The sequence below is a fragment of the Pseudomonas sp. 8(2025) genome, assembly GCF_052665325.1.
In genome coordinates, this window is the sequence record NZ_JBQOIE010000003.1 from 201,120 (window position 1) to 228,102 (window position 26,983).

A 26,983-nucleotide genomic window follows, 5' to 3' on the forward strand; every position below is an offset into this window, starting at 1 on the left:
ATAATCCTTGGCCCGAGCGGGAAATAATCGGCAAAGGCAGGCGTCAGGCGCTGCCTTAATGGCGACCAATGGTCTAGGCTAGGCGGATTTTCCTGCCCAGCGGATGCCCCATGACCAGCCTCAGCAAGCCCCTCGCCGGATTGAAAGTGATAGAACTCGGCACCCTGATCGCCGGCCCTTTCGCCGCGCGCATCTGCGCCGAGTTCGGTGCCGAGGTGATCAAGGTCGAGTCACCCGATGGCGGCGATCCGCTGCGCAAGTGGCGCAAGCTGTATGAAGGCACCTCGCTGTGGTGGTTCGTCCAGGCACGCAACAAGAAGTCCCTGACCCTGAACCTCAAGCACCCGGAAGGCCTGGCGGTGCTCAAGCAACTGCTGGGCGAAGCGGACATCCTGATCGAGAACTTTCGCCCCGGCGTGCTGGAAAAACTCGGCCTGGGCTGGGACGTGCTGCACGCCCTAAACCCCAAACTGGTGATGGTGCGGCTATCGGGCTTTGGCCAGACCGGGCCGATGAAGGACCAACCGGGCTTCGGCGCGGTGGGCGAATCCATGGGCGGCCTGCGCTACATCACCGGTTTCGAGGACCGCCCACCGGTGCGCACCGGAATTTCCATCGGCGACTCCATCGCTGCCCTGTGGGGGGTGATCGGCGCGCTGATGGCGCTGCGTCACCGCGAGGTCAACGGCGGCCAGGGGCAGGTGGTGGACGTGGCGCTGTACGAGGCGATCTTCGCCATGATGGAAAGCATGGTTCCGGAGTTCGATGTATTCGGTTTCATCCGCGAACGCAGTGGCAACATCATGCCCGGCATCACCCCTTCGTCGATCCACACCAGTGCCGACGGCAAGCACGTGCAGATCGGCGCCAACGGCGATGCGATCTTCAAGCGCTTCATGCTCCTGATTGGCCGTGAGGATCTGGCCAATGACCCGGCCCTGGCCAGCAACGACGGGCGCGACACCCGCCGCGACGAACTCTATGGGGTGATCGACCGCTGGGTGGCGTCCCTGCCCCTGGAGCAGGTGCTGGAGCAGTTGAACCAGGCCGAAGTCCCGGCGAGCCGGATCTTCAGCGCCGAGGACATGTTCCACGACCCGCAATTCCTCGCCCGGGAAATGTTCCTCCAGGCCAGGCTGCCGGACGGCAAGGCCTTCAAGATGCCCGGCATCGTGCCAAAGCTCTCGCAGACTCCGGGCTCGGCCGACTGGGTCGGCCCCGAGCTCGGCGAACATTCCAGCGAAGTTCTGGCCGGCCTGGGCTACAGCAGCGAGCAGATCCAGGACCTGCGCAACTCTGGGGCAATCTAAGCTGAAACAGCCGTCTCACACTGCCCCCCCGCAACGGGCCCAGCGACGCCCGAGGCCAGGCCTTGGCCGGTTGACGATGGCGCTCGCAACCTGCCTGCTGTGGCTGCCCTGCGCCCCCGGCCACGCCGGCGAAATGCTCACCTGGCTGCTGCGCGACCTGCCGCCGCTGAATATTTTCGAGGGCCAGCAAAAAGATCGAGGAGTGGTCGACCTGCTGATGCCGCAATTGATCGCCAGCCTGCCGGAGTACCAGCACGAACTGGTACGGGTCAATCGCGCCCGGGGCATGCAGATGTTGCGCGACCCCAGCTTCACCTGTGATCCGGCGCTGATCTGGAACAAGGAGCGTGCGCAATGGGTGGCCTTCTCCATCACCAGCTTTCGAGTGCTGAGCAATGGCCTGGCGATCCGCCGTGCCGACCGTGAACAGATCGCGCACTTCATCCATGACGGCAAGGTCGACCTGCATGGCCTGCTCGACAGCGGCAAGGAACTGATCGGGGTGGTGGCCGAGCGCAGCTACGGGCAACAGCTCGACAACCTGCTGCAGCAGGTTGCTCCGCAGCAGATCCGCGCCCACTACGGCAACGACGCCCTGGGCAGCCTGCTGCAGATGCAGCGCCTGGGGCGCCTGCAACTGCTGTTGGGCTACTGGCCGGAAATCCGCTACCAGGCCGTGCAGCAGGGCATGGACCCGCAGGATCTGGAGTTCTACCCGGTCGAAGGCACCAGCAAGTATCAGGAAATCCACGTCGGCTGCTCCGATACCCCGCAGGGCCGCAAAGCCATCACCCGGATCAACCAAGCCCTGCTCAAGCTGCGCGAGGAGCGACTGGTGGAGTTGTATGCCGCCTGGCTGGACCCCGGAATGCGCGATGAATACCGCGCCGATGCCCGGGCCTACTTCCAGGACTTGAAGGACCACTGACAAACGCCGGGCAAAAAGAAACCCCGAGAAGTGGGGAGACGACTCGGGGTTAAACGTGGTCTTTGCAGACCCGTACCAGCAGGCCACAAGCACCGGAGCACAATGCCTGATCCTGCTGATACTGAGTCTGACTGACGGGCCTGGCGGAAGGTTCCGTAAAATTTCAGATCAATTGCGCCGGGCGAACGCCTTGTCTTCGGCGGCATGGCGCAGGGCGGCGATCACGCAGGGTTCGAGCCGGCCTTCGGCGATCAGCACATCACGGTGCAGGCCGTCCACCACATCAGTGAGCAGGCGCTTGTCAGTGAGCTGCGCCCGATTGACCTCACGCTCCACCACGATGGCGCCGGCAGCATTCTTCAAGGTCACCAGGCATTCGCCCCGAGCCCCGCAAGGCGTCAGAGCAACCTGGTAAGGGCTCAGGGCCTCACTCAATAAAAGACTGATACTTTCCATCTAGATCACCACTCAATAGCTCGAATTAAAGGTTCGAAAACAAAAATGCCGGTAGCTTTCTGACATTCAAGTGACCATCGCTCAGAGAAGAAAGTTCGCCACACCTACTGCTGCCGACCTGAGTCAATCGAGCATGCACGGGTAATATGACAGCTGAAAAACGGCCGACCAGGCGCAAACAACGCCGCCTTTGCATTGGAGCTCAGCTTTGAAAGCAACGACGAACAACAAATTGCGCATCATCCTTGCCGACGACCACCCGATCTTCCTCATTGGCCTGCGCGCCGTCCTGGAACAGGACGACAGCCTGGCCATCGTCGGCGAGGCCAGCTCGCCCTCCGCCCTGGCGCAACTGATGCAGGAGATCGAATGCGATGTGCTGGTGACGGATTTCATGATGCCAGCCGAACAGCAGAACGACGGCCTGCGCCTGATCGAACAGCTGCGCCGCCGCCACCCCGACCTGCCCATCGTGGTGGTGACCATGCTCAACCACCCCGGACTGTTCCGCTCGATCCTCGATCTGGGAGTAACGGGCCTGCTGAGCAAGGCCAGCCTGGCGGACGAGCTGCCGACTGCCATCGCCCGGGCGCGGCAACACAAGCCCTACATCGCCCAGGCCATCAAGCAGGCCCTGAGCCTGGCCGGCGAAGTGGGGCCGGACCGCCTGGTTTCCAGCGATCAGTTGTCGCCGCGGGAGCTGGAAGTGATCCGCCTGTTGGCCGCTGGCCATGCGGTCGGGGAAATTGCCGCGCAACTCAACCGCAGCAAGCAGACCGTCAGTGCGCAGAAGGTCAGTGCCATGCGCAAGCTCGGCCTGTCCAGCGAAGCCGCGCTGTACATCTACGTGCAGGAGCACGGGCTGTCCTAGGCACACAGGCCCTCAGCGCCAGCCCCCTCAGCACCCCGGTCCAGCGCCTGCGCCAGCCACTGGCGCATCTGGGCAGCGCTCATCGGCCCGGCCAGGAAGCAGCCCTGCAGATGGGCCGCCCCCAGGGCCTTGGCCGCCTTATAGTCGGCCTCGCTCTCGATCCCGGCCACCACCACTCCCAGGGACATGCGCCGGGCCATGTTCATCGCCCCACCGACCAGGGCCACCTTGCGTTCGTCGGCCGCCATGCCCGCCACGAACACCGGGGGAATCTTCAACTCGGTAAAGGGCAGTTCCAGCAGGCGCTGCAGGCTGGTGCCGCCGATGCCGAAGTCGCCGATGGACAATTTGCAGCCGATCATCCGCAGGCGCAGCAGCGCCTCCACATGGGCGGTATCGGTCTGTAGCCGGGTGGTGTCGATGATTTCCAGGGTCAGCAGCCGGGCTGGCACTTCGAAACGCCTCAGCAAGGCCTCCAACTGACGGGGAAACAGCGGCCGTTCAAGGATGCCGATGGGAATGTTCACTGCCACCGGCAACGAATGGCCCATCACCAGCTTCACCCCGGCCGCCAGCTCCAGGGCCTGTTCCAGCATGTGCCAGGTAAAGATCTCCTGCAGGCCGGCGAACTCGATCAATGGCAGAAACTCCCCGGGCATCAGCAGCCCGCGCTCGGGGTGCTGCCAGCGGGCCAGGGCCTCGACCCCCTGGAGCTCGCCGTGGGGCTGGATGACCGGCTGGAAATGCGCCACGCCGTGGCCCAGGATCGCCGCCAGCCCTTCCTCCTGGGTGACGCTGTCGAGGGAAAACGGCTCCAGCCCGAGCAAGTCCCGCAGCAACGCCTGGTCCGGCGCAGGCGCCCCCTGCCTGGAGTGCTGCTGGTAGGCCGTGAGCAAGTCGCCGATCACCGCCACCGAGGCCGGCTTGGGCAGGCAGCCCAGCACTTTCAGGCCCAGCTCCCGGGCCATGCCGGCCGCCCCCTCCAGCACATCCTCTTCAGCATCGCTGAGGATGATCAGCGCCCGAGCCCGCTCCTGACGGGCCAGGTCACGGATCAGCTCCAGCCCGTCGGCCTGCTCCAGGTACAGGTCGCAGATGGCGATATCCACCGGCCCCTTGCTGTCCAGCGAACGCCGCGCGGCCTCGACACTCTCGGCGGTCAGCACATTGAACACGCCATTGGCGTTGAGCATCTGGTGCAGGGCCATCAGCTGGAACGAGTTATCTTCGAGAATCAGCACTTTAAGCGAATGCATGGGGCAACCTCCGGTACGACGTGCGTGGCAAGTATCCACAACGAACCGGCAGGTTAATCAGACAATTCCTACGCACACATAGGACAAGTCTTAATCATCCAGGACAGCCTGGATATCACTGCGCAAGCTGGCGATGACCTCCAGCAACAATGGCCAATGACGATCGATGGCCTCGTCCTGCCGCCCCTTGACCAGCCCCTCGAGCTCGATACAGGCCCTGGCCAGGGGCAGGGCATCGATCAGGCAGCACACGCCCTTGAGCCGATGCAGGGTACCCCCAAGGCGTTCCCGGTCGCGGGCCTGGTGCGCCGCTTCCAGCGCCTGCTGCTCCTCGGCGAGGTTGCGCAACAACTCGTGCAGCATGCGTTGCAGCACCTGGTCGTCGGCCTGGGTCATGCTGCGCAAGGTCTGGATGTTGAAGGATGGCGGCGGCAGGAAGCGCGCCAGGGCCTGGGCCAACTGATCCAGGGTTACCGGCTTGACCAGCAGTTGATCCATTCCGGCCTCCTCGCAGCGCTCGCGTTCATCTTCAAAGGCATTGGCGGTGCAGCCGATCACCGGACAACGCCCGCGCCCTTCCTGTGCCTCGGCCTGGCGTATCGCCTCGGCCAGGGCGTAGCCGCTCATGTCCGGCATGTTGCAGTCAGTCATCACCGCGTCGAAGGTGCCGCCACGCCATTGCTGCAACGCCTCCCGGGCATTGTCACAAGCCACCACCCGGTGCCCGAGGAACATCAGTTGCTGGCACAGGACCATGCGGTTGGCGCTCAAGTCATCCACCACCAGCACCTCCATGCTCCGGCTCGGCGGACGTTCCTGCGTCGACGCCGGCCCAGACTCGAAATCGTCACTGACCCGCTCCAGGTACAGCTCCAGCGACACCACGGTACCGACCCCGGGCTCGCTGAGCAGGTGAATCCGCCCGCCCATCAGTTCCACCAGTTGCCGGCAGATACTCAACCCCAGCCCGGTGCCGCCGTAGGCCGACGAGGTCATGGCATCGGCCTGGACAAAGGGCGTGAACAGCTTGGCCTGCTGCTCGGCGCTGATACCGCGGCCGGTGTCCGCAACGCTGATGCGCAGGCACTCAAGGCCGGACTCGTCAGGCTGGCACTCTACCGTCATCCGCACCTCGCCCTGGGCGGTGAATTTCAGCGCGTTGCTCAACAGGTTGTGCACTACCTGGCGCAGGCGCGCCGGGTCGAACAGATAACGGCCCTTGGCCCGCTCACTGAACACCAGCTGCAACTGCACGCCCTGGTTGCGCGCCGTGACCTCGAACAACTGCCGGATACTCTCGAAAAACGGCTTGAGGGCGGTGACCTGGGGCACCAGGTGCATATACCCGGCCTCGATCTTGGCCAGGTCCAGGCTATCGCCCATCAGGCCGATCAATTCCTGGGCAGACTGGTAAGCCACCCGCAGGGCTTCGGAAAAGGGCACGCCGCGCAGCCGCGCCTGCTCTTTCTCCAGTTCCAGCAGGCCAAGGATGGCGGTCATCGGTGTGCGGATCTCGTGGCTCATGGTGGACAGGAAAGCCGTCTTCGCCGCGTTGGCCTGATCGGCCGCCTGGCGCGCCTCCACCAGTTGGTTCTCCAGGCGCTTGCGCTCGGTGATGTCGATCCAGCCGCCCAGCAAGCCCTGCAACTGCCCTTCTGCACTGTAGAAGGGCACCGCCCACTGATAGACATCGATAGGGCCATCCCTGGACTCCACCTGTCGGTCGGCGAACACCGATTCACCGGAGGCCAGCAACTGCATGAACTCACCATGCAACTGCTGGGCGGTGGCCGGCGGCAGGATGTCCAGTTCGGTCAGTTGCCGCCCCTGGATCTGCGCCAGGCTGGTGCCCAATTGCTGTTCATAACTCTTGTTGCAGGTCATCAAACGCCCCTGCAGGTCGCGCACGAAAATCGGGTTGGGAATACCGTCGAGCAAGGCCCGCTTGAACACCAGTTGATCATTGAGCCGCTGTTCAGCCAGCAATCGCTGCTGGATCTGGCGCTTGAGGCGACTGTTCCAGGCCAGGGAAATCAGGCCGAACAGCAGTGCTGTGGCAATCGCCCAATACACCCAGTTCGGCACGCGCTGCCAGGCAGGCACCGGCACTGGCGTAGCCCCCAGCCATTTCAGGCGCAGAGCGCTGAGCTCCGCTACCGGCAAGGCTTCCAGTGCCTTGTTGAGAATGCTCAGCAGCTCGGGCTGGTCCTTGCGCACGGAAAACTCGTCGGCCGACCAGGTGCCCTCGACACTGCGCCCTACCATCACCCCGGTCTCGGCCGGCCCCAGGGCCTGCACCTCGCTCTGGATAGTCGCCATGGCCTCGCCATTGCTGACCAGGGCCCGGGCCTCTTCATAGCTGGCAACGCTGCGCAGGCGAATGTCCGGGTAGTTGCGCCGGATAAAGCTCTCCAGGGTGTGCCGGGCCGGAAGCACCAGCACCTCCCCCGCCATCTGCTTCAGGCTGCTCAGGCGCCGGTCCTCGGGACGCACCACGAACACCCACGCCGCGCCGCCGAAGGCATGGGAGAAGTTCAGGAACAGCCGCCGGTCGTCGCTGGCCGTGAGGGTGGTGTTCATCTGCGCCTGCCCGCTTTCCAGCAGTTCCAGAGTCTGGGCAGTAGTCTGGCTTTCCTTCTGCACGAAATGCAGCCCGGTCATGCGCGAGATACGGTTGAGCAGGTCGATATTGAGGCCGGTCCACTGGCCTTCCTTGTCCTTGAACACATGGGGCGGGTATTGCTGGGAGGCCACCACCACATGCTGGTGCTGGAGGATCCAGGCCTGTTCCTGGGCGCTGAGCTCGATCGGCTCGGCGAAGTTGCTCGCCCCAAGGCCAGTGGTCCAGCGTGCCTGGATTTCCCGGCGTATGGATTCATCGATGCTTTGCAGGGCCTTTTCCAGCAACTGCGCCAGCAGCACATTGCTGTCGCGGGTGGCGAAGGCAAAGCCGGTGGGCGGCAGGCGGCTTTCCACGTGGATCTGCAACCCCAGGTAGGGACGCAGGGCCTTGTAGGCGCGAACGATCACCTCGTTGCCGATGAAGGCGTCGGCATCCCCCTGCTTCACCGCTTCCAGGCCGCTGTAGAGGTTCGGTGAAAGCATGATCTGGCTGTCGGGATAGGCCGCATGGACCTGGGCGGCATTGGCGTAGCCGTCCAGCAGCACCACCTTCTTGCCCGCCAGGTCGTCACTGGGCTGCGGCTCGTCCCGACGCACCACGACCACCGCCAGGTCCGGCATGTAGTCACTGGTAAAACGCAGCCCCGGCGCTCCGCGCTCATAGCCGTTGGCACTGGTCAGCACATCGATGGTGCCGTTGCGCAGCGCTTCCACCGCCTGCTCGCGCTCGGAAAAGCCCAGGACCTCCATGGACGTTCCCAGGCGCTCGCCCACCAGGCTCAGGTAATCGGCGCTGATGCCCTGGTAACGGTTACGGTCGCGAGTGATGTCGATGGGCTGGTAGTCATCGATGGAAATCCCCACCCTTAGGGTCCGGTGGCTTTTCAGCCATCGCTGCTCGGCGGGAGCCAGGGGCAAGGGGTCGAGATCGACAAAGGCCGGCACCAACTTGAAAGACAGGTTCTGAGCGGCGTAGGCAGGTGCCGCCCAAGCGAATATTGCACAGACCAGCACAGGCCCGCACAGCCAGCGCTGGACGGGCAGTTTCCGATAGGTTCGACGGCGAATCATCCGGGCCTCCCGGCGTCTTGCGAGCCACACTCATGCCACTGGGGCAAGAAAAAACAAAGCCCGTCAGAAGACGGGCTTGTTAGTCGGCAAAGCCAATGAATCAGAGCGGCTTGCCACGATTGCCGTGCTGGCTGACAAAAGCCTGCACCGCTTTCAGGTCGTTGGCCAGGACCGTGCAGCGCTCTTCACGCTGGAACAGGTCGGACAGGTGCGCCGGCAGCTCCAGAGCCTTGCCGACACCGGCCTTCTCCACCGCATCCGGGAACTTGACCGGGTGCGCGGTGCCCAGGACCACCATGGGTGTATCCAGGCTGCGCCGGCATTCACGGGCGGCCTTGACCCCGATCGCGGTGTGCGGGTCCAGCACTTCGCCGGTCTGGGCGAAGACTTCGGCGATGGTTTCGCAGGTCTGCTCGTCGTTCACCGCCAGGGAGTCGAACAGCTTGCGCGCTTCGGTCCAGCGATCCTGTTCGACGCTGAAACCGCCGCCCTGCTTGAAGCTGTCCATCAAGGCCGCCAGGGCCGCGCCGTTGCGACCGTGCAGGTCGAACAGCAGACGCTCGAAGTTCGACGAGACCATGATGTCCATGGACGGCGACAGGGTCGCGTGCAGGGTTTCCTTGACGTACTGATTGCCGCTCATGAAGCGGTGCAGGATGTCGTTGCGGTTGGTGGCGACGATCAGTTGGCTGATCGGCAGGCCCATGTTGCGCGCCAGGTAGCCGGCGAAGATGTCGCCGAAGTTGCCGGTGGGCACCGAGAACGCGATGGAACGTGCCGGGCCGCCCAACTGCAGGGCCGCGTGGAAGTAGTAGACGATCTGGGCCATGATCCGCGCCCAGTTGATCGAGTTCACCGCCACCAGGCGAGTGCCCTTGAGGAAGCCCTGGTCGGCGAAGCTGGCCTTGACCATTTCCTGGCAGTCGTCGAAGTTGCCTTCGATGGCGATGTTGTGGATGTTCTCGCCGAGGATGGTGGTCATCTGCCGGCGCTGCACTTCCGATACACGGTTGTGCGGATGCAGGATGAAGATGTCGACGTTGTCGCACCGCTTGCAGCCTTCGATGGCCGCCGAGCCGGTGTCACCGGAGGTGGCACCGATGATCACCACGCGCTCGCCGCGCTTCTCCAGCACGTAGTCCAGCAGGCGACCCAGCAACTGCAGGGCGAAGTCCTTGAATGCCAGGGTCGGGCCATGGAACAGCTCCAGCACCCACTCGTTGCCGTTGAGCTGACGCAGCGGCGCAATGGCGTTGTGGGAGAAGGCGCCGTAGGTTTCTTCAAGGATCTTCTTGAAATCGGCGTCCGGAATGCTGCCGGTGACGAACGGGCGCATGACCCGGAACGCCAGCTCGTGATACGGCAGGCCAGCCCAGGAAGCGATTTCTTCCTGAGTGAAACGCGGCAGGTTCTCTGGCACATAGAGACCGCCGTCACTGGCCAGACCTGCCAGCAGCACATCTTCGAAATTCAGGGCCGGTGCCTGGCCACGAGTACTGATATAGCGCATGGGGACAAACCTTCGGTTTGAGCCTCAAGCCGCAAGCTTCAAGCCTCAAGTCAAAGCCGATCAGCTTCTGACTTGGCGCTTGCCGCTCGCCACTTGCGGCTGCTTCATTAATTCAAATGTTCGACGCGGATACGCACCACCGGGCCAACGACGCCCTGCAGGGCCTCCAGGGCGGTGATCGCATCGTTGATGTGCTGCTCCAGAACACGGTGGGTCAGCAGGATCATCGGCACCAGGCCGTCCTGCTCTTCCACTTCCTTCTGCATGATCGATTCGATGTTGATGCCGCGCTCCGAGAGGATGCTCGCCACCTGGGCCAGTACGCCCGGGTGATCCTTGGCCTGGATGCGCAGGTAGTAGGCGCTCTCGCAGGACTCGATCGGCAGGATCGGATGATCCGACAGCGAGTCAGGCTGGAACGCCAGGTGCGGCACGCGGTTTTCCGGATCACTGGTCATGGCGCGAACCACGTCCACCAGGTCGGCCACCACCGAGGAAGCGGTCGGCTCCATGCCCGCGCCGGCGCCGTAGAACAGGGTCGAACCGGCGGCATCGCCATTGACCATGACCGCGTTCATCACACCGTTGACGTTGGCGATCAGGCGATCGGCCGGAATCAGGGTCGGGTGCACCCGCAGCTCGATACCGGCCTCGGTGCGGCGCGCCACACCCAGGTGCTTGATGCGGTAGCCCAGGGCCTCGGCGTAGTTCACGTCGGCAGTGGTGAGCTTGGTGATGCCTTCGGTGTAGGCCTTGTCGAACTGCAGCGGGATACCAAAGGCGATGGAGGCCAGGATGGTCAGCTTGTGCGCGGCATCGATGCCTTCGACGTCGAAGGTCGGATCGGCTTCGGCGTAGCCCAGGGCCTGCGCTTCGGCCAGCACGTCTTCAAAGGTGCGGCCCTTCTCGCGCATTTCCGAGAGGATGAAGTTGCCGGTGCCGTTGATGATCCCCGCCAGCCAGTTGATGCGGTTGGCCGACAGGCCTTCGCGGATCGCCTTGATCACCGGGATGCCACCGGCCACGGCGGCTTCAAAGGCCACGATCACGCCCTTCTCCTGGGCCTTGGCGAAGATCTCGTTGCCGTGCACGGCGATCAGCGCCTTGTTCGCGGTGACCACGTGCTTGCCGTTCTCGATGGCCTTGAGCACCAGATCACGGGCCACGGTGTAGCCGCCCACCAGCTCGATGACGATATCGATTTCAGGGTTGGTGGCCACGGCGAAGACATCGTTGGTAATCGCAATACCGGTCGTTTGGAACTGCGGCTTTGGCGTACGGGTAGCAATCTGCGCTACTTCGATTCCACGCCCGGCACGGCGGGCAATCTCCTCGGCGTTGCGCTGAAGTACGTTTAGGGTACCGCCACCGACAGTACCCAGCCCACAGATGCCTACTTTGACCGGATTCACTCTGAACTCCCCATAAAACGGCCGACTCTAGGCCGGCCGTGGAATACAGCCGCAAACTGCGCGGCTCTCTATTAATGGCCCGCCGGCTTGGCCGGCGGGCCATGATCGTCAAAGGCTAGCGTGACGATGCAGGATTATTTCGCACCCAGGGCCAGTTTGGCGATCTGCGGTGCCGGCTGGTAGCCGGGAATCACCTGGCCATCGGCCAGAACGATGGCCGGGGTGCCGTTGACACCGATCGACTGGCCCAGGGCGAATTGCTTGGACACCGGGTTGGCGCACTTGGCGGCCTTGATTTCCTTGCCGTCGACCATCTTGTCCATCGCGGCTTTCTTGTCCGCCGAGCACCAGACCGCCTGCAGCTGTTCGTCACCCGGCGAGCCCAGGCCCTGGCGCGGGAACGCCACGTAGCGCACTTCCACACCCAGCTTGTTCAGCTCGGGCACTTCGGCGTGCAGCTTGTGGCAGTACGGGCAGGTGGTGTCGGTGAACACGGTGATGTGGGTCTTGGTCTCGCCAATGGCTGGATAGACCACAGTTTCCGCGACCGGAATGCCGTTGATCAACTTGGAAATGCCCAGGCGCTCGGTTTTTTCGGTGAGGTTGACCGGCTTGCCATCCTTGAGCTGGAACAGGTAGCCCTGGACCACGAACTGGCCGTCGGCGCTGGCGTACAGCACACGACTGCCCTTGAGCTTGACTTCGTACAGGCCACCCATGGGGCTGGCGGTAATGCTTTCCACAGGCGTTTCGAGCTGCAGGGTCTCGAGGCTCTTGCGGATGGCTTTCTCGGCACTGTCATCGGCCATGGCAAAAGTGCTGAGCAGCGCCAGGGAGGCGGCGGCAAAAATCTGGGTCAAGCGCATGGGAACTCCTGAAGGCGGGCAAATGGGCCACTCGCAGCGATCACCATGGCAACCGCTCGCAAACAGCCGTTTTGCAAACCGGCAAAGCCTATCACATCTGTTTGCCGGCACCGACTACGGGCGACGCAAAGCGCGGCCCGGAAGGCAAATCAACCGCGCGGATGGTGCTTGGCGTGCAGATCCTGCAGCCGGGCGCGGGCCACATGGGTATAGATCTGGGTGGTGGACAGATCGCTATGGCCCAACAGCATCTGCACCACTCGCAGGTCGGCGCCGTGATTGAGCAGATGGGTAGCGAAGGCATGGCGCAAGGTGTGGGGCGACAGCGCCTTGCCGATCCCGGCGACCTTGGCCTGGTGCTTGATCCGATGCCAGAAGGTCTGGCGGGTCATCTGCTCGCCACGCAGGCTGGGGAACAGCACGTCGCTGGGACGCCCGCCCAGCAGCTCGGCACGGGCATCACGCATGTAGCGCTCGACCCAGACAATCGCCTCCTCGCCCATGGGCACCAGGCGCTCCTTGCTGCCCTTGCCCATGACCCGCAGCACGCCCTGGCGCAGGTTGACCTGCTCCAGGGTCAGGCTGATCAGCTCGGTAACCCGCAGGCCACAGGCATAGAGCACTTCGAGCATGGCCCGGTCGCGCTGGCCGATGGCCTCGCTCAGGTCCGGCGCGGCCAGCAGCGCTTCCACATCCGCCTCCGACAGCGACTTGGGCAACGGACGCCCCAGTTGCGGCATGTCGATCTGCAAGGTGGGATCGATTTCAATCAGCTTTTCCCGCAGCAGATAGCGATAGAAACCACGCACGCCCGAGAGGAATCGCGCTGTCGAGCGGGGCTTGTAGGCTTGCTCCACGCGCCAGGCCAGGTGATCGAGGATCAGCTCGCGCCCGGCCCGCGGCAACTCCAGCCCCTGCTCCTGCAACCAGCCGTTGAACAATGCCAGGTCACTGCGATAGGCGTCGCGCGTGTTGTCGGACAGGCCTTTCTCCAACCACAGGGCGTCGAGAAAACGGTCGATCAGGGGGTGGTCGATGGCAGGCATAAAGACTCGAAAGGCGCGGCCCAGAGGCCAGGCGTAAAAAAATAGTGAACTGCGCGCAGGGTCGCTAGTCTTTCATAGCCAGCCATTTTCAGGAACAGGGTGCATTGATGAGTGAACAACAGATTCTGCTGGCCTTCGGCGGCATCGGCGTGGCCGCGCTGGGCTGCCAGTGGCTGGCCTGGAGGCTGAAACTGCCGGCCATTCTCTTTCTGTTGCTCAGCGGCATTCTGGCCGGGCCGATACTGGGCTGGCTCGACCCGCAGGAGATGTTCGGCCCGCTGCTGATGCCCCTGGTTTCGCTGGCGGTGGCGCTGATCCTGTTCGAAGGCAGCCTGACCCTGCACCTCTCCGAGTGGCGCGAGATCGGCAGTGTGGTGCACCGCCTGGTGACCATCGGCGCGCTGTCCACCTGGGCCGTGATCACCCTGGCCACCCACTGGCTGCTGGGCTTCGACTGGATGCTGGCCCTGCTGTTCGGCACCCTGACCCTGGTCACCGGACCGACGGTGATCGTGCCCATGCTGCGGGTAGTGCGGCCCAAGGCCTCGATCGCCAATATCCTGCGCTGGGAAGGCATCGTCATCGACCCTATCGGCGCCCTGCTGGCGGTGGTGGTCTACAGCTTCATCATCGCCAGCGCCGAGGGCGCCGGCCTGAGCCAGAGCCTGCTGACCTTTGGCGGGGTGATTCTGTGCGGCAGCCTGTTCGGCATCGCCGGCGGCTGGGTCCTGGGCAGCATCATGCGCCGCCAGTGGCTGCCGGAATACCTGCACAACCTGGCAACCCTGGCGGCAGTGCTGGGAATCTTCATCGCTTCCAACCAGGTGATGCACGAATCCGGACTGCTGGCGGTAACCCTGATGGGCATGTGGATGGCCAACATGAAGGGCGTGGATGTGCGGCACATCCTGCACTTCAAGGAAAACCTCAGCGTGCTGCTGATTTCCGGGCTGTTCATCCTCCTGGCGGCACGCCTGGACCTCAAGGCGCTGATTGCCCTGGGCCCGCTGGTGCTGATCCTGCTGCTGGTGATCCAGTTCATCGCCCGGCCACTGAACGTGCTGCTGTCCACGGCCGGCTCCAGCCTCAACTGGCGTGAACGCGCCTTGCTGGCGTGGATTGCCCCACGGGGGATTGTTGCAGCAGCGGTGTCGGCGATCTTCGCCATCCGCCTGGACGAAGCCGGTCATGAGGGGGCATTGCTGCTGGTGCCACTGACCTTTGCCGTGATCATCGGCACCGTGGTCCTGCAAAGCGCCACGGCTCGCCCCCTGGCGCGCCTGTTGAAAGTCGCCGAGCCGGCGCCCAGCGGCTTTCTCATCGTCGGCGCCAACGGCCCGGCACGGACCCTTGGCAAAGCCTTGCAGCAACTGGGCAGCCGGGTGCTGTTGACCGACTCCAGCTGGGAAAACATTCGCGCGGCGCGCATGGAAGGGCTGCCCACCTATTTCGGCAACCCGGCCTCGCAGCACGCCGATGCCCATCTGGACCTGGTGGGCCTGGGCCACTTGCTTGCACTCTCGCCCTCAGGAGAGCTGAACACCCTGGCCGCCATGCGCTTTCGCCACGACTTCGGCCACCAGCGCCTGTTCGCCCTGGCCAACAGCCAGGAAAGCCGGCGCACCGACAAGCACCGGGCCAGCCACGAACACCGCGGCCAGTTGCTGGGCAGCGAGGCCTTGACCTACACCAAGCTGGCCAGCCTGCTGGGCCAGGGCGCGGAGCTGTACAGCACCAACCTGACCGAAGCCTTTGGCTGGGACGATTACCAGGCCCTGCACGGCGAACGCGCCACTCTGCTGTTTGCCCGCGACAGTAGCGGCTGGGTGCATGTCGTCACCCCAGACAGCAGCCTCAAGCCGGCGGCAGGCTGGACGCTGCTGGCCCTGATCCAGCCCGAGTCCCTGTAACGCTCCCCCTTGCAGGAACTGGTTTGCCAGCGAAGAGGCCCGATGGCTTATTCGCCGGCACGCCGGCTCCTACGTCGCAAACCCTGGAAGCACCGGCACCGGGCGCTTGTCATCGTCGATGGCGACAAAGCTGAACAAGCCATGGATGGCCTTTTCCCGACCATCACAGCTCATGCTCTCTACAAACACCTCGACTTCGACCTTGAGGCTGGTGTTACCCACCTTCACCACTCGCCCCACCAATTCGACGATCGAACCTGCGGCAATCGGATGGTTGAAATCAATGCGGTCGGTGGACACCGTCACCAGCGGCAGCCGGCAGAAACGGGTCGCGGCGATAAACGAAACCTCGTCCATCCAGGCCAGGGCAGTGCCGCCGAACAGGGTGTTGTGATGATTGGTGGTGGACGGGAATACCGCCTTGGTCACGCGGGTCACCGAGAGTTCGGTACGGCGCTGGATTTCTTGCTCACGAAGGGTCATCGGACTACTGCCTGAATGAATGGATCCGCGCACGGGCACGCTGCGGGCATGGAACGCCCATGAGCGCTGCAGGGCAGCGACCCAAGGCTTGATGGGAATAATCGGGGCGGCCTGCCTGTGGATAGAACCAGGCCAGGATTGCCGGGAGGATGCGACGCACCCTGGGCGTCCGTACAGGCTGCAGGGATCGGGCGATCACACTTTATTGGGCCGGCGAGTATATCGCCGCCCGGCAGGGGCCGAAAGAACCCGCCAGGGACCAGAGGCCACAACCGGCGATAAAAAATGCGATTATCCGCGCACTGAAAAAGGAGACCCGCCGCCATGGATGCCCCGCTCGCGCCTTCGCTCGTCGCGCACCTGCAACAACGCCTGAACACCGACCGAGTGGATCATCCGAACTTCATCGGCCCGCCGCCCGACATCAGCCCATTGACGCCCGCTCAATTGGGCAGCCTGTGGCCGGCCATCCGCCGAGCCCTGCGCGATCATGCCAACCCGGCAGCGCAGCAACTGGCGACCGCGATCGTGCAACAGGCCACGCAACTGGAGCTGAGCCCGGCCCTCGATCAAACCACCCTGCTGGAGGCGCTGCGCAGTTGCGTGAACTGGCAGGAGGCACTGGAACAACTGGCCTGTTTCAGCGGAACACCGAGCTCCGCCCTGGCCGAAGAACTGCGCAGGATCCTTGCGGAACCGGGCCCACAGTGGGCGCTGTACTACCACCAGGCGTACGTGCTGGCGCAATGGGTGGATGAAGAAACCCGCACGGCGCTGCGGCGTTGCGTGGAACAACACTACGCCGATGCGCCCTACGCCCGGCAGGAGTTCGAACTGCTTGGGCAACTGGAGCCTCGCTCACGGCAGGCCCTGGCCGGCAGCGAGTACTGGACCGGCCATCATCACCTGAGCGCCGATCCGGCCAGGGTGCTGATGGATGACGCGGCGTACGTCGAATTCTCACAGCAGATCCTCAGTACCGCAGCCCAGCGCCTGGACGCCATCCACAGAGGCGCCACGCCCTATGTGGCCGATGGCGCCTTTACCACCGATGACACTCCGGTGATCGCCCGCGCCGCGCGGGTCGCCCTGCTGCGCGATGCCTCCTGGATGCCGCCACTGATGGACATTTTGCTGCCCAAGGCCTGCGTCGCCCCGACCCAGGCCAAGACTGCGCCGTCGCAGTCCCTGGCCATCGCCCTGGGGCATTGCATCGAGCAGGTGCCAACCCCGGAAAGCGTGCAGGCACTGCGCAGCGCCCTGGGCCTGGTGCGCCATGCCAGCATCCAGAAAAAACTCGCCCGCAACCTCAAACCTGCCGAACGCGGCCTGGCCCAACGCCCCGAGATCGCCCTGCGCCTGGCCCCCACCAGCACGCCCGGCAAGGCCCAGCACGGGCTTCTGGCCAGTTGCCTGGAATCCGGGCTGTGGCAAGCCTTTGAGTTGTCTTTCAGCGACTGGCGAGCGCAACTGGCGGACTCCGCCGTGGGCTCGCCCTTTGCCCGCTCACTGGTTTGGGTTGCCCATTGCACAGACGGCCAACGCCGCAGCTTCCTGCTGGACGCAGATGCGCAAGCGCTAGACTCCCGGGGCCAACCGCTGAGCCTGGATGCCGGGTGCAGGATTTCGCTATGGCACCCGCTGTCAGCCAACGCCGCAGAGCGCCACGCCTGGCAGGCCCTGATCAGCGAACGCCGGATCAAACAACCGCTGCGCCAAGTGTTTCGCGAGTACTACCTGCCCTCTCAGCAAGAGCTGGAAAGCCACACCTGCCAGGCATTCGCCGGATACAGCCTGTCCATCCGCCCCCTGATCGGCCTGGCCCGCCGCGAAGGCTGGAAGATCGACAGGGACAGCGGCCTGAGCCGGAACCTGGGGGATATCCGGGTGAGCTTTGCGGTGGACGCGGCACTCTATCCGGGGCTGCAGGGGCACTGCCTGTCCGGCAGCGCAAGCTTCGCTCGGCGCACCGATAAACACTGGCAGCCGATGCTGCTGCAGGATGTGCCGCCGCAGGTGTTTTCAGAAGCCTGCCGGGCCATCGACCTGCTGGTGAGCGTCAGCAGTTTCGCCATCGAAGAGCTGGCACAGAGCGCCACCGGCCAGCCCCTGCCGCAAATGCCGGCAGCCCGGCGCGAGCAACGCCTGAACCTGCTGGCCGGGCACAACCTCACCCAGATGGCTCTGATGCGCCAGCACGTGCTGGGCAGGGCTTTCGCCCCACTTATCGAGCAGGGGGTGTTGTCGATGGAGGGGCGTCATGTCCGCATCGGCGACCATGCGGTGCATCTGGCCACCGGGCGCGTGACACGCGATGGCGAACCCGTGGAGATGGCCCTGGCGGCGCAAAGCGGCAAATTGACCGCCGTGCCCTGGCTGCCTTATGACGAGGTACTGCTGGAACGGATCGCCAACACGGTCTGCGCCCTGCTGAACCGCTCCGGGCATTAAATGACAGGCAACAAAAAAGCAGCCCGTAGGCTGCTTTTTTCTGCATCGGAAGCTGGACTTAAGCCAGTTTTTCCTTGATGCGAGCTGCTTTACCCGACAGGTCGCGCAGGTAGTACAGCTTGGCTTTACGCACGTCACCGCGACGCTTGACAGCCATGCTGTCGATCTGCGGGCTGTAGGTCTGGAAAGTACGCTCTACGCCAACGCCGTTGGAGATTTTACGTACGGTGAACGCGCTGTTCACACCGCGGTTGCGCTTGGCGATAACTACGCCTTCGAACGCCTGCAGACGGGAACGATCACCTTCCTTCACTTTCACCTGAACGACAATGGTGTCGCCCGGGGCAAAGGCTGGGATCTCTTTGGTCATCTGCTCTGCTTCGAGTGCAAGGATGATTTTGTTGGTCATGCTGTGCTCCTAAGGTAAATCGTCGGATCTACCATCGATACGTTGTTAACTATCGTCCCGCTCGCGGAGATATTCCTCGAGCAGCTTCTTCTCTTCTCCAGAAAGCGAGCGGCTTTCCAGAAGATCGGCGCGTCGTTCATAGGTCCGACCAAGGGACTGCTGTAAACGCCAACGCCGGATGTGTGCGTGGTTGCCACTTAGCAACACGTCGGGAACACGCTGATCCGCATACACCTCCGGTCGGGTGTAGTGCGGGCAATCCAGCAGACCGTCCGTGAAGGAATCTTCCTCCGCGGAATCCACATGCCCTAAAGCTCCGGGCAGCAGTCGCGTAACCGCATCAATCAGGACCATCGCCGGCAGCTCGCCACCGGAGAGTACATAGTCGCCAATCGACCACTCTTCATCGACATGAGCATCAATAAAACGCTCGTCAATGCCTTCATAACGACCAGCAATCAGGATCAATGCATCCTCATTCGCCAACTCGCGCACCGCCGACTGATTCAGTTGGCGGCCTTGGGGCGACAGGTAGATCACCTTCGCGCCCTCCCCGGCTGCGTTTCTGGCCTGAACCAGTGCATCTTCCAGGGGCTTGATCTTCATCACCATGCCCGGACCACCGCCAAACGGGCGATCGTCCACAGTGTGATGTCGATCCGTGGTGTAGTCTCGCGGATTCCAACAGGTCAGCTGCAACAGCCCCTGTTTCACCGCGCGGCTGGTTATGCCGTACTCGCTGATGGCGGAGAACATCTCGGGAAACAAACTGATCACTTCTACGCGCAAGTTAGCCACGCTTAGAAGTCCGCATCCCATTCCACCTTCATCTCGCCCGCGGCCAGGTCGACAGCCAACACGCATTGCTCGGTATAGGGCAACAGGCGTTCGCGATCATCCAGGCTGCCAGCGCAAGGCTTGACCACCATTACATCGTTCGAGCCGGTCTCCAGCAGGTGATCGATCTTCCCGAGCAGTTGCCCGAGGCCGTCGATAACCTTGAGACCTTGCAGCTGGTACCAGTAGTACTCGCCGTCGGTCAGTTCAGGGAACAGGCTGCGCGGCACGCAGATCTCGTAACCGGCCAGAAGACGAGCTTCCTCGCGATCATCAAGACCCTTGAGCTTTGCGACCAGGAACTTGTCGTTCCCGCGTCCGCTGACCAGCTCAACCTGCTTCACGCTACCTTCGCGCTTGAGCGTCCAGGTTTTGTAGTCCAACAGGTTTTTAATCGGATCAGTAAAGGAAAAGACCTTCACTTCGCCGCGAACGCCATGAACAGAGTAGATTTTGCCGATAACGATCAAATCATCAGCAGGAGCTGGCGTCGCGTTCATAGGGTTCAGGCTGCAGCCTTAGCCGATTCCTTCAGCAACTGAGCAACACGCTCAGAAGGCTGTGCACCAACGCTCAGCCAGTAGGCTACGCGCTCTTGGTTCACGGACAGGCGGACTTCTTGACCACGAGCGATCGGGTTGAAGAAGCCAACTTGTTCTTTGTGCGAACCGTCGCGTGGGTTGCGGCTGTCGGTCACGGTCAAGTGGTAAAACGGGCGCTTTTTGGAGCCGCCAAGGGCAAGACGGATTGTTAGCATGTGAACATCGTTCCTGTAGTCGGTGCTGCAAATCTAAATGCACAGCGGGCATGGGTGCCCGAAAGGCCGCATATTCTAAGGAATATCCGGACTTTTGCAAATGACTTTTTCCGGCGCCCGTCGGCTGCCATTCAGATTTGCCATGGAGCTGCCGCAAGCGACAGCGGGTGAGCGCACCCCAATCGAGGGTTTGCCCGGGATTCCACGTCCCCGTGGAAAAAGCGCCGGCATGACGGCCGGCGCGGATTCTTCAGATCTTCGGCATGCCGCCGCCGGGCAACATACCGCCCATGCCGCGCATCATCTTGGCCATACCGCCCTTGGCGGAGAACTTCTTCATCATCTTCTGCATCTGCTTGTGCTGCTTGATCAAGCGACCGATGTCCTGCACCTGGGTGCCGGAACCCAGGGCGATCCGGCGCTTGCGCGAACCGCTGATCAGCTCGGGGTCGCGGCGCTCGGCCGGGGTCATGGAGTTGATGATGGCTTCCATCTGCTTGAACTGCTTCTCTGCCGCGCCCTGGGCATTGCCCATCTGCGCCAGGTTCACGCCACCGATGTTCGGCAGCTTGTCCATCAGGCCGCCGAGACCGCCCATGTTCTTCATCTGCTGCAACTGATCGCGGAAGTCTTCGAGGTCGAAGCCCTTGCCCTTCTTCAGTTTTTTAGCAAGCTTGTCGGCCTTGTCCTTGTCGAGGGTCGCTTCAGCCTGTTCGATCAGGCTGAGCACGTCGCCCATGCCGAGGATGCGCGAAGCGATGCGCTCAGGGTGGAACGGCTCCAGGGCTTCGCTCTTCTCGCCCATACCGATGAACTTGATCGGCTTGCCGGTAATGGCCCGCACCGACAGCGCGGCACCACCACGGGCATCGCCGTCGACCTTGGTCAGGATCACACCGGTCAGCGGCAGCGCGTCGCCAAAGGCCTTGGCGGTGTTGGCGGCGTCCTGACCGGTCATGGCGTCGACCACGAACAGGGTTTCCACCGGCTTGATGGCCGCGTGCAGCGCCTGGATCTCGTCCATCATCTCGCTGTCGATGTGCAGGCGACCGGCGGTGTCGACAATCACGACATCGATGAACTTGAGCTTCGCTTCCTTAATAGCCGCTTCGGCGATAGCTACCGGCTTCTGGCTCAGGTCCGATGGGAAGAAGGTCACGCCAATATCATTGGCCAGGGTTTCCAGCTGTTTGATAGCCGCCGGACGGTAGACGTCCGCGGAGACCACCATCACGCTCTTTTTCTTGCGCTCTTTAAGGAAGCGCGCAAGCTTGCCGGCGGTGGTGGTCTTACCCGCACCCTGCAGACCGGCCATCAGCACCACGGCCGGTGGCACTGCGCTGAGGTTCAAATCTTCGTTGGCCGCGCCCATCAGGCTTTCCAGCTCGGCCTGGACGATCTTCACAAAAGCCTGGCCCGGCGTCAGGCTGCGGGACACTTCGGTGCCGACCGCACGCTCCTTCACGGAATTGACGAAGTCCTTGACCACCGGCAACGCAACGTCGGCTTCGAGCAGCGCCATGCGCACTTCGCGCAGGGTGTCTTTGATGTTGTCCTCGGTCAGCTTGGCCTTGCCGGTGACATGGCGCAGCGTCTGCGAGAGACGGTCGGTTAGGTTTTCAAACATGCTCGATCCTTTCAGGCCCAAGGTAGACCGGGGGTAATGGCGGCCCAGAGCGTAATAAACAGGTGCTCGATGAGCCTGCGGCGTGGGCAGGTCGCGGATTATAGCGAAGACTGTGCGTGGCGGACACCTCGCCGTCTGCTTGCCTGGTCTTTCAGGGCTCTGGGTTCTATGCCAAACTCAGCGACTTTCGGGCCTGCCTAACAGGATTTATGCTCCCCTTGTCACCCAGTTTGCTACCCACCCTCGCCGCCGCCGTCCTTTATGCCGCTGCGACCTTCTACCAAGGCTCCCGCCTGGCCACAGGCGCCAAGGCGAACAAGCGCCTGCTGGTTACGCTCGGCATCCTGGCCTTGCTGGCCCATGCTGCCAGCCTGCTGACCCACTTGCTGACTCCGGTCGGCCTGGGCCTGGACTTCTTCAGCGCCGCCAGCCTGATTGCCGCTGCAGTCATCGCCCTGACCCTGCTGGCCTGCTGGCGCATCCCGGTGGAAAACCTGCTGGTACTGCTGTTCCCGCTCGGCGCCCTGACCGCGCTACTGGCGCAATTCGTCCCCACCGGCACAGTGCCGGTGATCGATGAGGAACCCGGGATCCTCGCCCACATCCTGTTGTCGATCCTGGCCTACGGCATGTTCACCATCGCGGTGTTCCAGGCCCTGTTGCTGCTGGTGCAGGACCATCAGCTGAAGAACAAGCACCCGTCCGGGCTGATCAGGAACTTCCCGCCGCTGCAAACCATGGAAAGCCTGCTGTTCGGTTTTCTCTGGGCCGGCTGGACCCTGCTATCGCTGTCGCTGATCTCCGGCTGGCTGTTCGTCGAGAACCTGTTCGCCCAGCACCTGGTGCACAAGACACTGCTGGCCTGCCTGGCCTGGGTAGTGTTCAGCGTGCTGCTATGGGGCCGCAATCGCCTCGGCTGGCGCGGGCACAAGGCAATTCGCTGGACCCTGGCAGGTTTCTGCCTGCTGATGCTGGCCTACTTTGGCAGCAAGCTGGTTCGTGAATACATCCTGCACATCTGACGACCGGCCATGACCGACTCCCTGCCCACCGGGCCCATGCTCGCGGTAATCGCCCTGCTCATCGTCTGGTCGGGCCTGTTCACCGCTATCGATGCCGCCCAGCAGCACCTGCTGACCCTGCGCGGCAACTCGCGCAATGGCGACAAGTCCCAGGCACGCCTGGCCTTCCCCAAGGAAAGCCTGATCCTGTGCAATACCCTGTGCCGGGTCCTGGCGGTGATCATCAGCACCCTGCTGGCGCTGTTCTACTGGGCGGAAAATGGCCCCTGGCTGGCCTGCCTGATCAGCACCTGCGCCCTGCTGGTGCTGGCCGAATACCTGCCGCGGGCCCTGGCCGTGCGCTACCCGGAAGGTACCTTGGGCTTTGGCAACAGCCTGCTGCTCATCCCGATGAAAGTCGTCTATCCCCTGGCCTGGCTGCTCGACACCCTCAGCCAGTTGCTGCTGCGCCCGTTTGCCCGAAAGGCCGGCGCGGTCAAGCAGAGTGACGACGACCCGGCGCTGCTGGACGACGAGCCCATGCCACAGGAGCCACATGCCCTGTCCGGCATCCACGCCCTGGACAACATCACCGTCAATGACATCCTGGTGCCCCGCAGCGAAGTGGACGGCATCAACCTGGACGACCCGATCGAGGACATCATCGCCCAACTGCGCCTGAACAGACGCACACGGCTGCCGGTGTTCCACAGCGATATCAACCAGGTCGAAGCGGTGCTCAACACCCGGCAGATCCGTCACCTGCTGCCGGACGCCAGCCTGACCAAGGACGCCCTGCTGGCGGCCTGCCACGAGCCCTACTTCGTCCCGGAAAGCACCCCGTTGCAGTTGCAACTGCTCAACTTCCACAAGCAGCAACGGCGCCTGGGCATGGTGGTGGACGAATACGGCGAAGTGCTGGGCATCGTCACCCTGGAAGACATCCTCGAAGAAATCGTCGGCGAGTTCGAAAGCGAGCACAGCCTGGACAACCCGCACATCCACCCCCAGGCCGATGGCCGCTATGTGGTGGAAGGTGCGGCATCGATCCGCGAGCTGAACAAGAGTCTGGGCTGGCACCTGCCCAGCGACGGTCCCAAGACCCTCAACGGCCTGGTCACCGAAGCCCTGGAAACCATCCCCGACAGCGCGGTGTGCCTGAAAATCGGCCGCTACCGCCTGGAAATCCTCGAAACCGAGGAAAACCGCGTCAGCCGCGTACTGATCTGGCACACCAGCAGCGTCCCCGCCCGCATCTGATCGCCTGCCGCCGCAGCCAATGGCGCCCCTGAAGGTCGAAAACCTTCTCGCCAGCCCGGCAGCCGCCAAGCCCCTTGTTGAATCGTTAGCCGCCTTTCTATAATCGATCCGCTTACCCAAGCCCTGTGCAGACCCGCGTGCTACCCGCACCCAGCGCAAATCTGCCGATAACCAGCCCTTCTGTTCGACGTCACTCCCATCCCGAGGGACGACCGCGCCAAACCCACATCCCTGGGTGCTCGACCATAATAATTCGCTCCACCGGAGCACAGACTGTCAGGGATAACCGCATGACGACCAGCACCGCCTACAGCGCCACCACCCCTGCCCAACCGAGCAATTCCGCCTCGCGGGTGGCCACTGCCAGCTTTATCGGCACCGCCATCGAGTTCTACGACTTTTACGTCTACGCCACCGCCGCCGCACTGGTGATAGGCCCGGTATTCTTTCCCCAGACCTCCGGCACCGCCCAGATGCTCTCGGCGTTCCTGACCTTCGGCATCGCCTTCCTTGCCCGCCCCCTGGGCTCGGCACTGTTCGGCCACTTCGGCGACCGTATCGGACGCAAGTCGACCCTGGTTGCCTCGCTGCTGCTGATGGGCGTGTGCACCACCCTGATCGGCGTACTGCCAGGCTACGCCAGCATCGGCGCCTGGGCGCCCATCCTGCTTTGCGTGCTGCGCTTCGGCCAGGGCCTTGGGTTGGGCGGCGAATGGGGCGGCGCCGCGCTGCTGGCCACGGAGAACGCACCGGAAGGCAAGCGCGCCTGGTTCGGCATGTTCCCGCAGTTGGGCCCCTCCATCGGTTTTCTCGCTGCCAACGGCCTGTTCCTGGCCCTGGCCATGGGCCTGGATGACGAACAGTTCCGCTCCTGGGGCTGGCGCATTCCCTTCCTGCTCAGCGCCGCCCTGGTGATGGTGGGCCTGTACGTGCGCCTGAAGCTGCACGAAACCCCGGTCTTTGCCAACGCCGTGGCACGCCAGGAACGGGTGAAGATGCCGCTGGTGGAACTCTTCAGCCAGTACTGGCTGCCGGTACTGCTGGGCGCCGCGTCGATGGTGGTGTGCTACGCCCTGTTCTACATCTCCACGGTGTTTTCCCTGAGCTACGGCGTCGCTACCCTGGGCTACAGCCGGGAAACCTTCCTCGGCCTGCTGTGCTTCGCCGTGCTGTTCATGGCCGCGGCCACGCCTCTGTCGGCCTGGGCCAGCGACCGCTTCGGGCGCAAGCCGGTGCTGATTGTCGGCGGCGTGCTGGCGATTCTGTCCGGCTTCACCATGGAACCCTTGCTGACTCAGGGCTCCACCGTCGGCGTGGCGCTGTTCCTGTGCATCGAGCTGTTCCTGATGGGGGTGACCTTCGCCCCGATGGGCGCGCTGCTGCCGGAACTGTTTCCGACCCACGTGCGTTATACCGGCGCTTCGGCGGCGTACAACCTGGGGGGCATCGTCGGAGCTTCGGCCGCGCCGTTCTTCGCCCAGAAACTGGTAGCGATGGGCGGTTTGAGCTGGGTTGGGGGGTATGTTTCAGGGGCGGCGATCCTGAGCCTGATCGCGGTGCTGTGCCTGAAGGAAACGCGCAATAACGATTTGAATCGGGTCGCTTGAGCGACCGCTTCACGAGCAAGCTCGCTCCTACAGGTTCAATCCGGACGCTGTAGGAGCGAGCTTGCTCGCGATGCTTTTTACAGCTCGACCACCACCGCTTGCGCAGCGCGGGTCGCCTTGGCCCGGGCGGCTTCGATCGACTCGTCACGCGCCAGGGCTACGCCCATGCGGCGCTGGCCATTGACTTCCGGCTTGCCGAACAGGCGCAGCGCAGTGTCCGGCTCGCTCAGGGCGGCACCGAGGTTGGCGAAGGCGGTCTGGGTGGATGTGCCTTCTACCAGGATCACCGCCGAAGCCGAAGGGCCGAACTGGCGGATCAGCGGAATCGGCAAGCCGAGAATGGCCCGCGCATGCAGGGCGAACTGGGACAGGTCCTGGGAAATCAGGGTCACCAGGCCAGTGTCGTGTGGGCGCGGCGACACTTCGCTGAACCACACCTGGTCGCCCTTGATGAACAGTTCCACGCCAAACAGGCCGCGGCCCCCCAGGGCCTCGGTGACTGCCTTGGCCACCCGCTCGGATTCGGCCAGGGCTTTGGGACTCATGGCCTGAGGCTGCCAGGATTCCTGGTAGTCGCCCTTTTCCTGACGATGGCCGACCGGCGCACAGAAGGTGGTGCCGCCCACATGACGCACGGTCAACAGGGTGATTTCGTAGTCGAAGTCGATAAAGCCTTCGATGATCACCCGGCCCTTGCCGGCACGGCCGCCTTCCTGGGCGTAGTCCCAGGCTTTCTGCACGTCGTCGACGCTGCGCAGCAGGCTCTGGCCCTTGCCCGAGGAACTCATCACCGGCTTGACCACGCACGGGAAGCCCAGGTCTTGCACGGCCTTGGAATAGTCTTCGAAGGTGTCGGCGAAATGGTACGGCGAGGTCGGCAGGTCCAGCTCTTCAGCGGCCAGGCGCCGGATGCCTTCGCGGTTCATGGTCAAGGAGGTGGCCCGGGCGGTGGGGATCACGGTGAAGCCCTCGGCTTCCAGTTCCACCAGGGTCGCGGTAGCGATGGCTTCGATTTCCGGCACGATGAAGTGCGGCTTCTCGGCTTCGATCACGGCCCGCAGCGCCGCGCCATCAAGCATGTTGATCACGTGGCTGCGATGGGCCACCTGCATCGCCGGAGCGTTGGCGTAGCGGTCCACGGCAATCACCTCGACACCCAGGCGTTGCAGCTCGATCACCACCTCCTTGCCCAACTCACCACAGCCACAAAGCAAGACGCGGGTCGCGGTTGGCGACAGTGGAGTTCCGATACGAGTCATCTGAAGGTCCTCAAAGGAGCGGATCATCGAGGGC

The 26,983-nt window shown here is 63.4% G+C and carries 22 protein-coding genes; 8 read left to right on the forward strand and 14 right to left on the reverse strand.

The features are described 5' to 3' along the window. Positions 1-110 precede the first annotated feature (110 nt). Together ACUXVH_RS07770 and ACUXVH_RS07775 are read left to right on the forward strand one after the other, a co-directional pair. The gene (locus ACUXVH_RS07770; RefSeq protein ID WP_015634286.1) at positions 111-1,310 is read left to right on the forward strand and encodes a CaiB/BaiF CoA transferase family protein; all 1,200 of its coding nucleotides are present in this window, start codon (positions 111-113) and stop codon (positions 1,308-1,310) included. 76 nt (positions 1,311-1,386) lie between these two features. Continuing rightward, the gene (locus tag ACUXVH_RS07775; protein WP_065364568.1) at positions 1,387-2,238 is read left to right on the forward strand and encodes a TIGR02285 family protein; all 852 of its coding nucleotides are present in this window, start codon (positions 1,387-1,389) and stop codon (positions 2,236-2,238) included. A gap of 168 nt (positions 2,239-2,406) precedes the next feature. Here ACUXVH_RS07775 and ACUXVH_RS07780 read toward each other — a convergent pair whose 3' ends face one another. Then, the gene (locus ACUXVH_RS07780) at positions 2,407-2,694 is read right to left on the reverse strand and encodes a DUF3509 domain-containing protein (RefSeq protein WP_011059456.1); all 288 of its coding nucleotides are present in this window, start codon (positions 2,692-2,694) and stop codon (positions 2,407-2,409) included. Positions 2,695-2,902: 208 nt separating this feature from the next. Here ACUXVH_RS07780 and ACUXVH_RS07785 point away from each other — a divergent pair, with 208 nt between their 5' ends. Then, a complete protein-coding gene (locus ACUXVH_RS07785; RefSeq protein ID WP_011059455.1) occupies positions 2,903-3,565 on the forward strand; it encodes a response regulator transcription factor in 663 nt (220 codons plus the stop codon). Here ACUXVH_RS07785 and ACUXVH_RS07790 read toward each other — a convergent pair. The 6 genes from ACUXVH_RS07790 to xerD form a co-directional block, all read right to left on the reverse strand. Then, entirely contained in the window at positions 3,562-4,821 is a 1,260-nt protein-coding gene (locus ACUXVH_RS07790) for an EAL domain-containing response regulator (RefSeq protein ID WP_072451201.1), read from the reverse strand. The genes ACUXVH_RS07785 and ACUXVH_RS07790 overlap by 4 nt on opposite strands. Positions 4,822-4,911: 90 nt before the next feature. After that, positions 4,912-8,514 (reverse strand): ATP-binding protein, encoded by a 3,603-nt coding sequence (locus ACUXVH_RS07795; RefSeq protein ID WP_169892734.1) that lies wholly within the window; start codon positions 8,512-8,514, stop codon positions 4,912-4,914. A gap of 100 nt (positions 8,515-8,614) precedes the next feature. Beyond that, positions 8,615-10,024: a threonine synthase gene (gene thrC / locus ACUXVH_RS07800; RefSeq protein WP_011059452.1), complete on the reverse strand. Its 1,410-nt coding sequence runs from the start codon at positions 10,022-10,024 to the stop codon at positions 8,615-8,617. A gap of 107 nt (positions 10,025-10,131) precedes the next feature. Further along, positions 10,132-11,436: a homoserine dehydrogenase gene (locus tag ACUXVH_RS07805; protein ID WP_011059451.1), complete on the reverse strand. Its 1,305-nt coding sequence runs from the start codon at positions 11,434-11,436 to the stop codon at positions 10,132-10,134. Positions 11,437-11,570: 134 nt separating this feature from the next. Beyond that, a complete protein-coding gene (locus ACUXVH_RS07810) occupies positions 11,571-12,302 on the reverse strand; it encodes a thioredoxin fold domain-containing protein (RefSeq protein ID WP_011059450.1) in 732 nt (243 codons plus the stop codon). A 149-nt stretch (positions 12,303-12,451) separates the two neighbouring features. Continuing rightward, complete coding sequence (gene xerD, locus ACUXVH_RS07815; RefSeq protein WP_011059449.1) at positions 12,452-13,348, reverse strand: site-specific tyrosine recombinase XerD; 897 nt, start codon at positions 13,346-13,348, stop codon at positions 12,452-12,454. Between the two features lie 107 nt (positions 13,349-13,455). On the opposite strand from xerD, the gene ACUXVH_RS07820 reads away from it, so the two are divergent. After that, complete coding sequence (locus tag ACUXVH_RS07820; RefSeq protein ID WP_065364573.1) at positions 13,456-15,258, forward strand: cation:proton antiporter; 1,803 nt, start codon at positions 13,456-13,458, stop codon at positions 15,256-15,258. A 69-nt stretch (positions 15,259-15,327) separates the two neighbouring features. Here ACUXVH_RS07820 and ACUXVH_RS07825 read toward each other — a convergent pair whose 3' ends face one another. Further along, entirely contained in the window at positions 15,328-15,741 is a 414-nt protein-coding gene (locus tag ACUXVH_RS07825; RefSeq protein ID WP_019094772.1) for an acyl-CoA thioesterase, read from the reverse strand. 324 nt (positions 15,742-16,065) lie between these two features. Between ACUXVH_RS07825 and ACUXVH_RS07830 the strand changes: the two genes are divergently transcribed. Continuing rightward, a complete protein-coding gene (locus ACUXVH_RS07830; RefSeq protein ID WP_065364574.1) occupies positions 16,066-18,192 on the forward strand; it encodes a DUF4132 domain-containing protein in 2,127 nt (708 codons plus the stop codon). 58 nt (positions 18,193-18,250) lie between these two features. On the opposite strand, the gene rplS is transcribed toward ACUXVH_RS07830, so the two are convergent. From rplS to ffh, 5 genes are all read right to left on the reverse strand, one after another. Further along, entirely contained in the window at positions 18,251-18,601 is a 351-nt protein-coding gene (rplS, locus tag ACUXVH_RS07835; RefSeq protein ID WP_009047143.1) for a 50S ribosomal protein L19, read from the reverse strand. Between the two features lie 45 nt (positions 18,602-18,646). Next, positions 18,647-19,420: a tRNA (guanosine(37)-N1)-methyltransferase TrmD gene (trmD, locus tag ACUXVH_RS07840; RefSeq protein WP_019094770.1), complete on the reverse strand. Its 774-nt coding sequence runs from the start codon at positions 19,418-19,420 to the stop codon at positions 18,647-18,649. Further along, positions 19,402-19,938 (reverse strand): ribosome maturation factor RimM, encoded by a 537-nt coding sequence (gene rimM, locus ACUXVH_RS07845; protein ID WP_011059444.1) that lies wholly within the window; start codon positions 19,936-19,938, stop codon positions 19,402-19,404. Before rimM ends, trmD begins: the two co-directional genes overlap by 19 nt. 5 nt (positions 19,939-19,943) lie before the next feature. Continuing rightward, entirely contained in the window at positions 19,944-20,195 is a 252-nt protein-coding gene (gene rpsP / locus ACUXVH_RS07850; protein ID WP_007927680.1) for a 30S ribosomal protein S16, read from the reverse strand. A 250-nt stretch (positions 20,196-20,445) separates the two neighbouring features. Continuing rightward, a complete protein-coding gene (ffh, locus tag ACUXVH_RS07855) occupies positions 20,446-21,822 on the reverse strand; it encodes a signal recognition particle protein (protein WP_011059443.1) in 1,377 nt (458 codons plus the stop codon). Between the two features lie 209 nt (positions 21,823-22,031). On the opposite strand from ffh, the gene ACUXVH_RS07860 reads away from it, so the two are divergent. The 3 genes from ACUXVH_RS07860 (at position 22,032) to ACUXVH_RS07870 (ending at position 25,690) form a co-directional block, all read left to right on the forward strand. After that, positions 22,032-22,844 (forward strand): cytochrome C assembly family protein, encoded by an 813-nt coding sequence (locus ACUXVH_RS07860; protein ID WP_011059442.1) that lies wholly within the window; start codon positions 22,032-22,034, stop codon positions 22,842-22,844. Positions 22,845-22,853: 9 nt separating this feature from the next. Then, positions 22,854-24,083: a transporter associated domain-containing protein gene (locus ACUXVH_RS07865; protein WP_445494475.1), complete on the forward strand. Its 1,230-nt coding sequence runs from the start codon at positions 22,854-22,856 to the stop codon at positions 24,081-24,083. Between the two features lie 290 nt (positions 24,084-24,373). Further along, positions 24,374-25,690 (forward strand): MFS transporter, encoded by a 1,317-nt coding sequence (locus ACUXVH_RS07870; protein ID WP_019094767.1) that lies wholly within the window; start codon positions 24,374-24,376, stop codon positions 25,688-25,690. A gap of 77 nt (positions 25,691-25,767) precedes the next feature. On the opposite strand, the gene purT is transcribed toward ACUXVH_RS07870, so the two are convergent. Then, positions 25,768-26,949 (reverse strand): formate-dependent phosphoribosylglycinamide formyltransferase, encoded by a 1,182-nt coding sequence (gene purT / locus ACUXVH_RS07875; RefSeq protein WP_015634276.1) that lies wholly within the window; start codon positions 26,947-26,949, stop codon positions 25,768-25,770. Between the last annotated feature and the right edge of the window lie 34 nt (positions 26,950-26,983).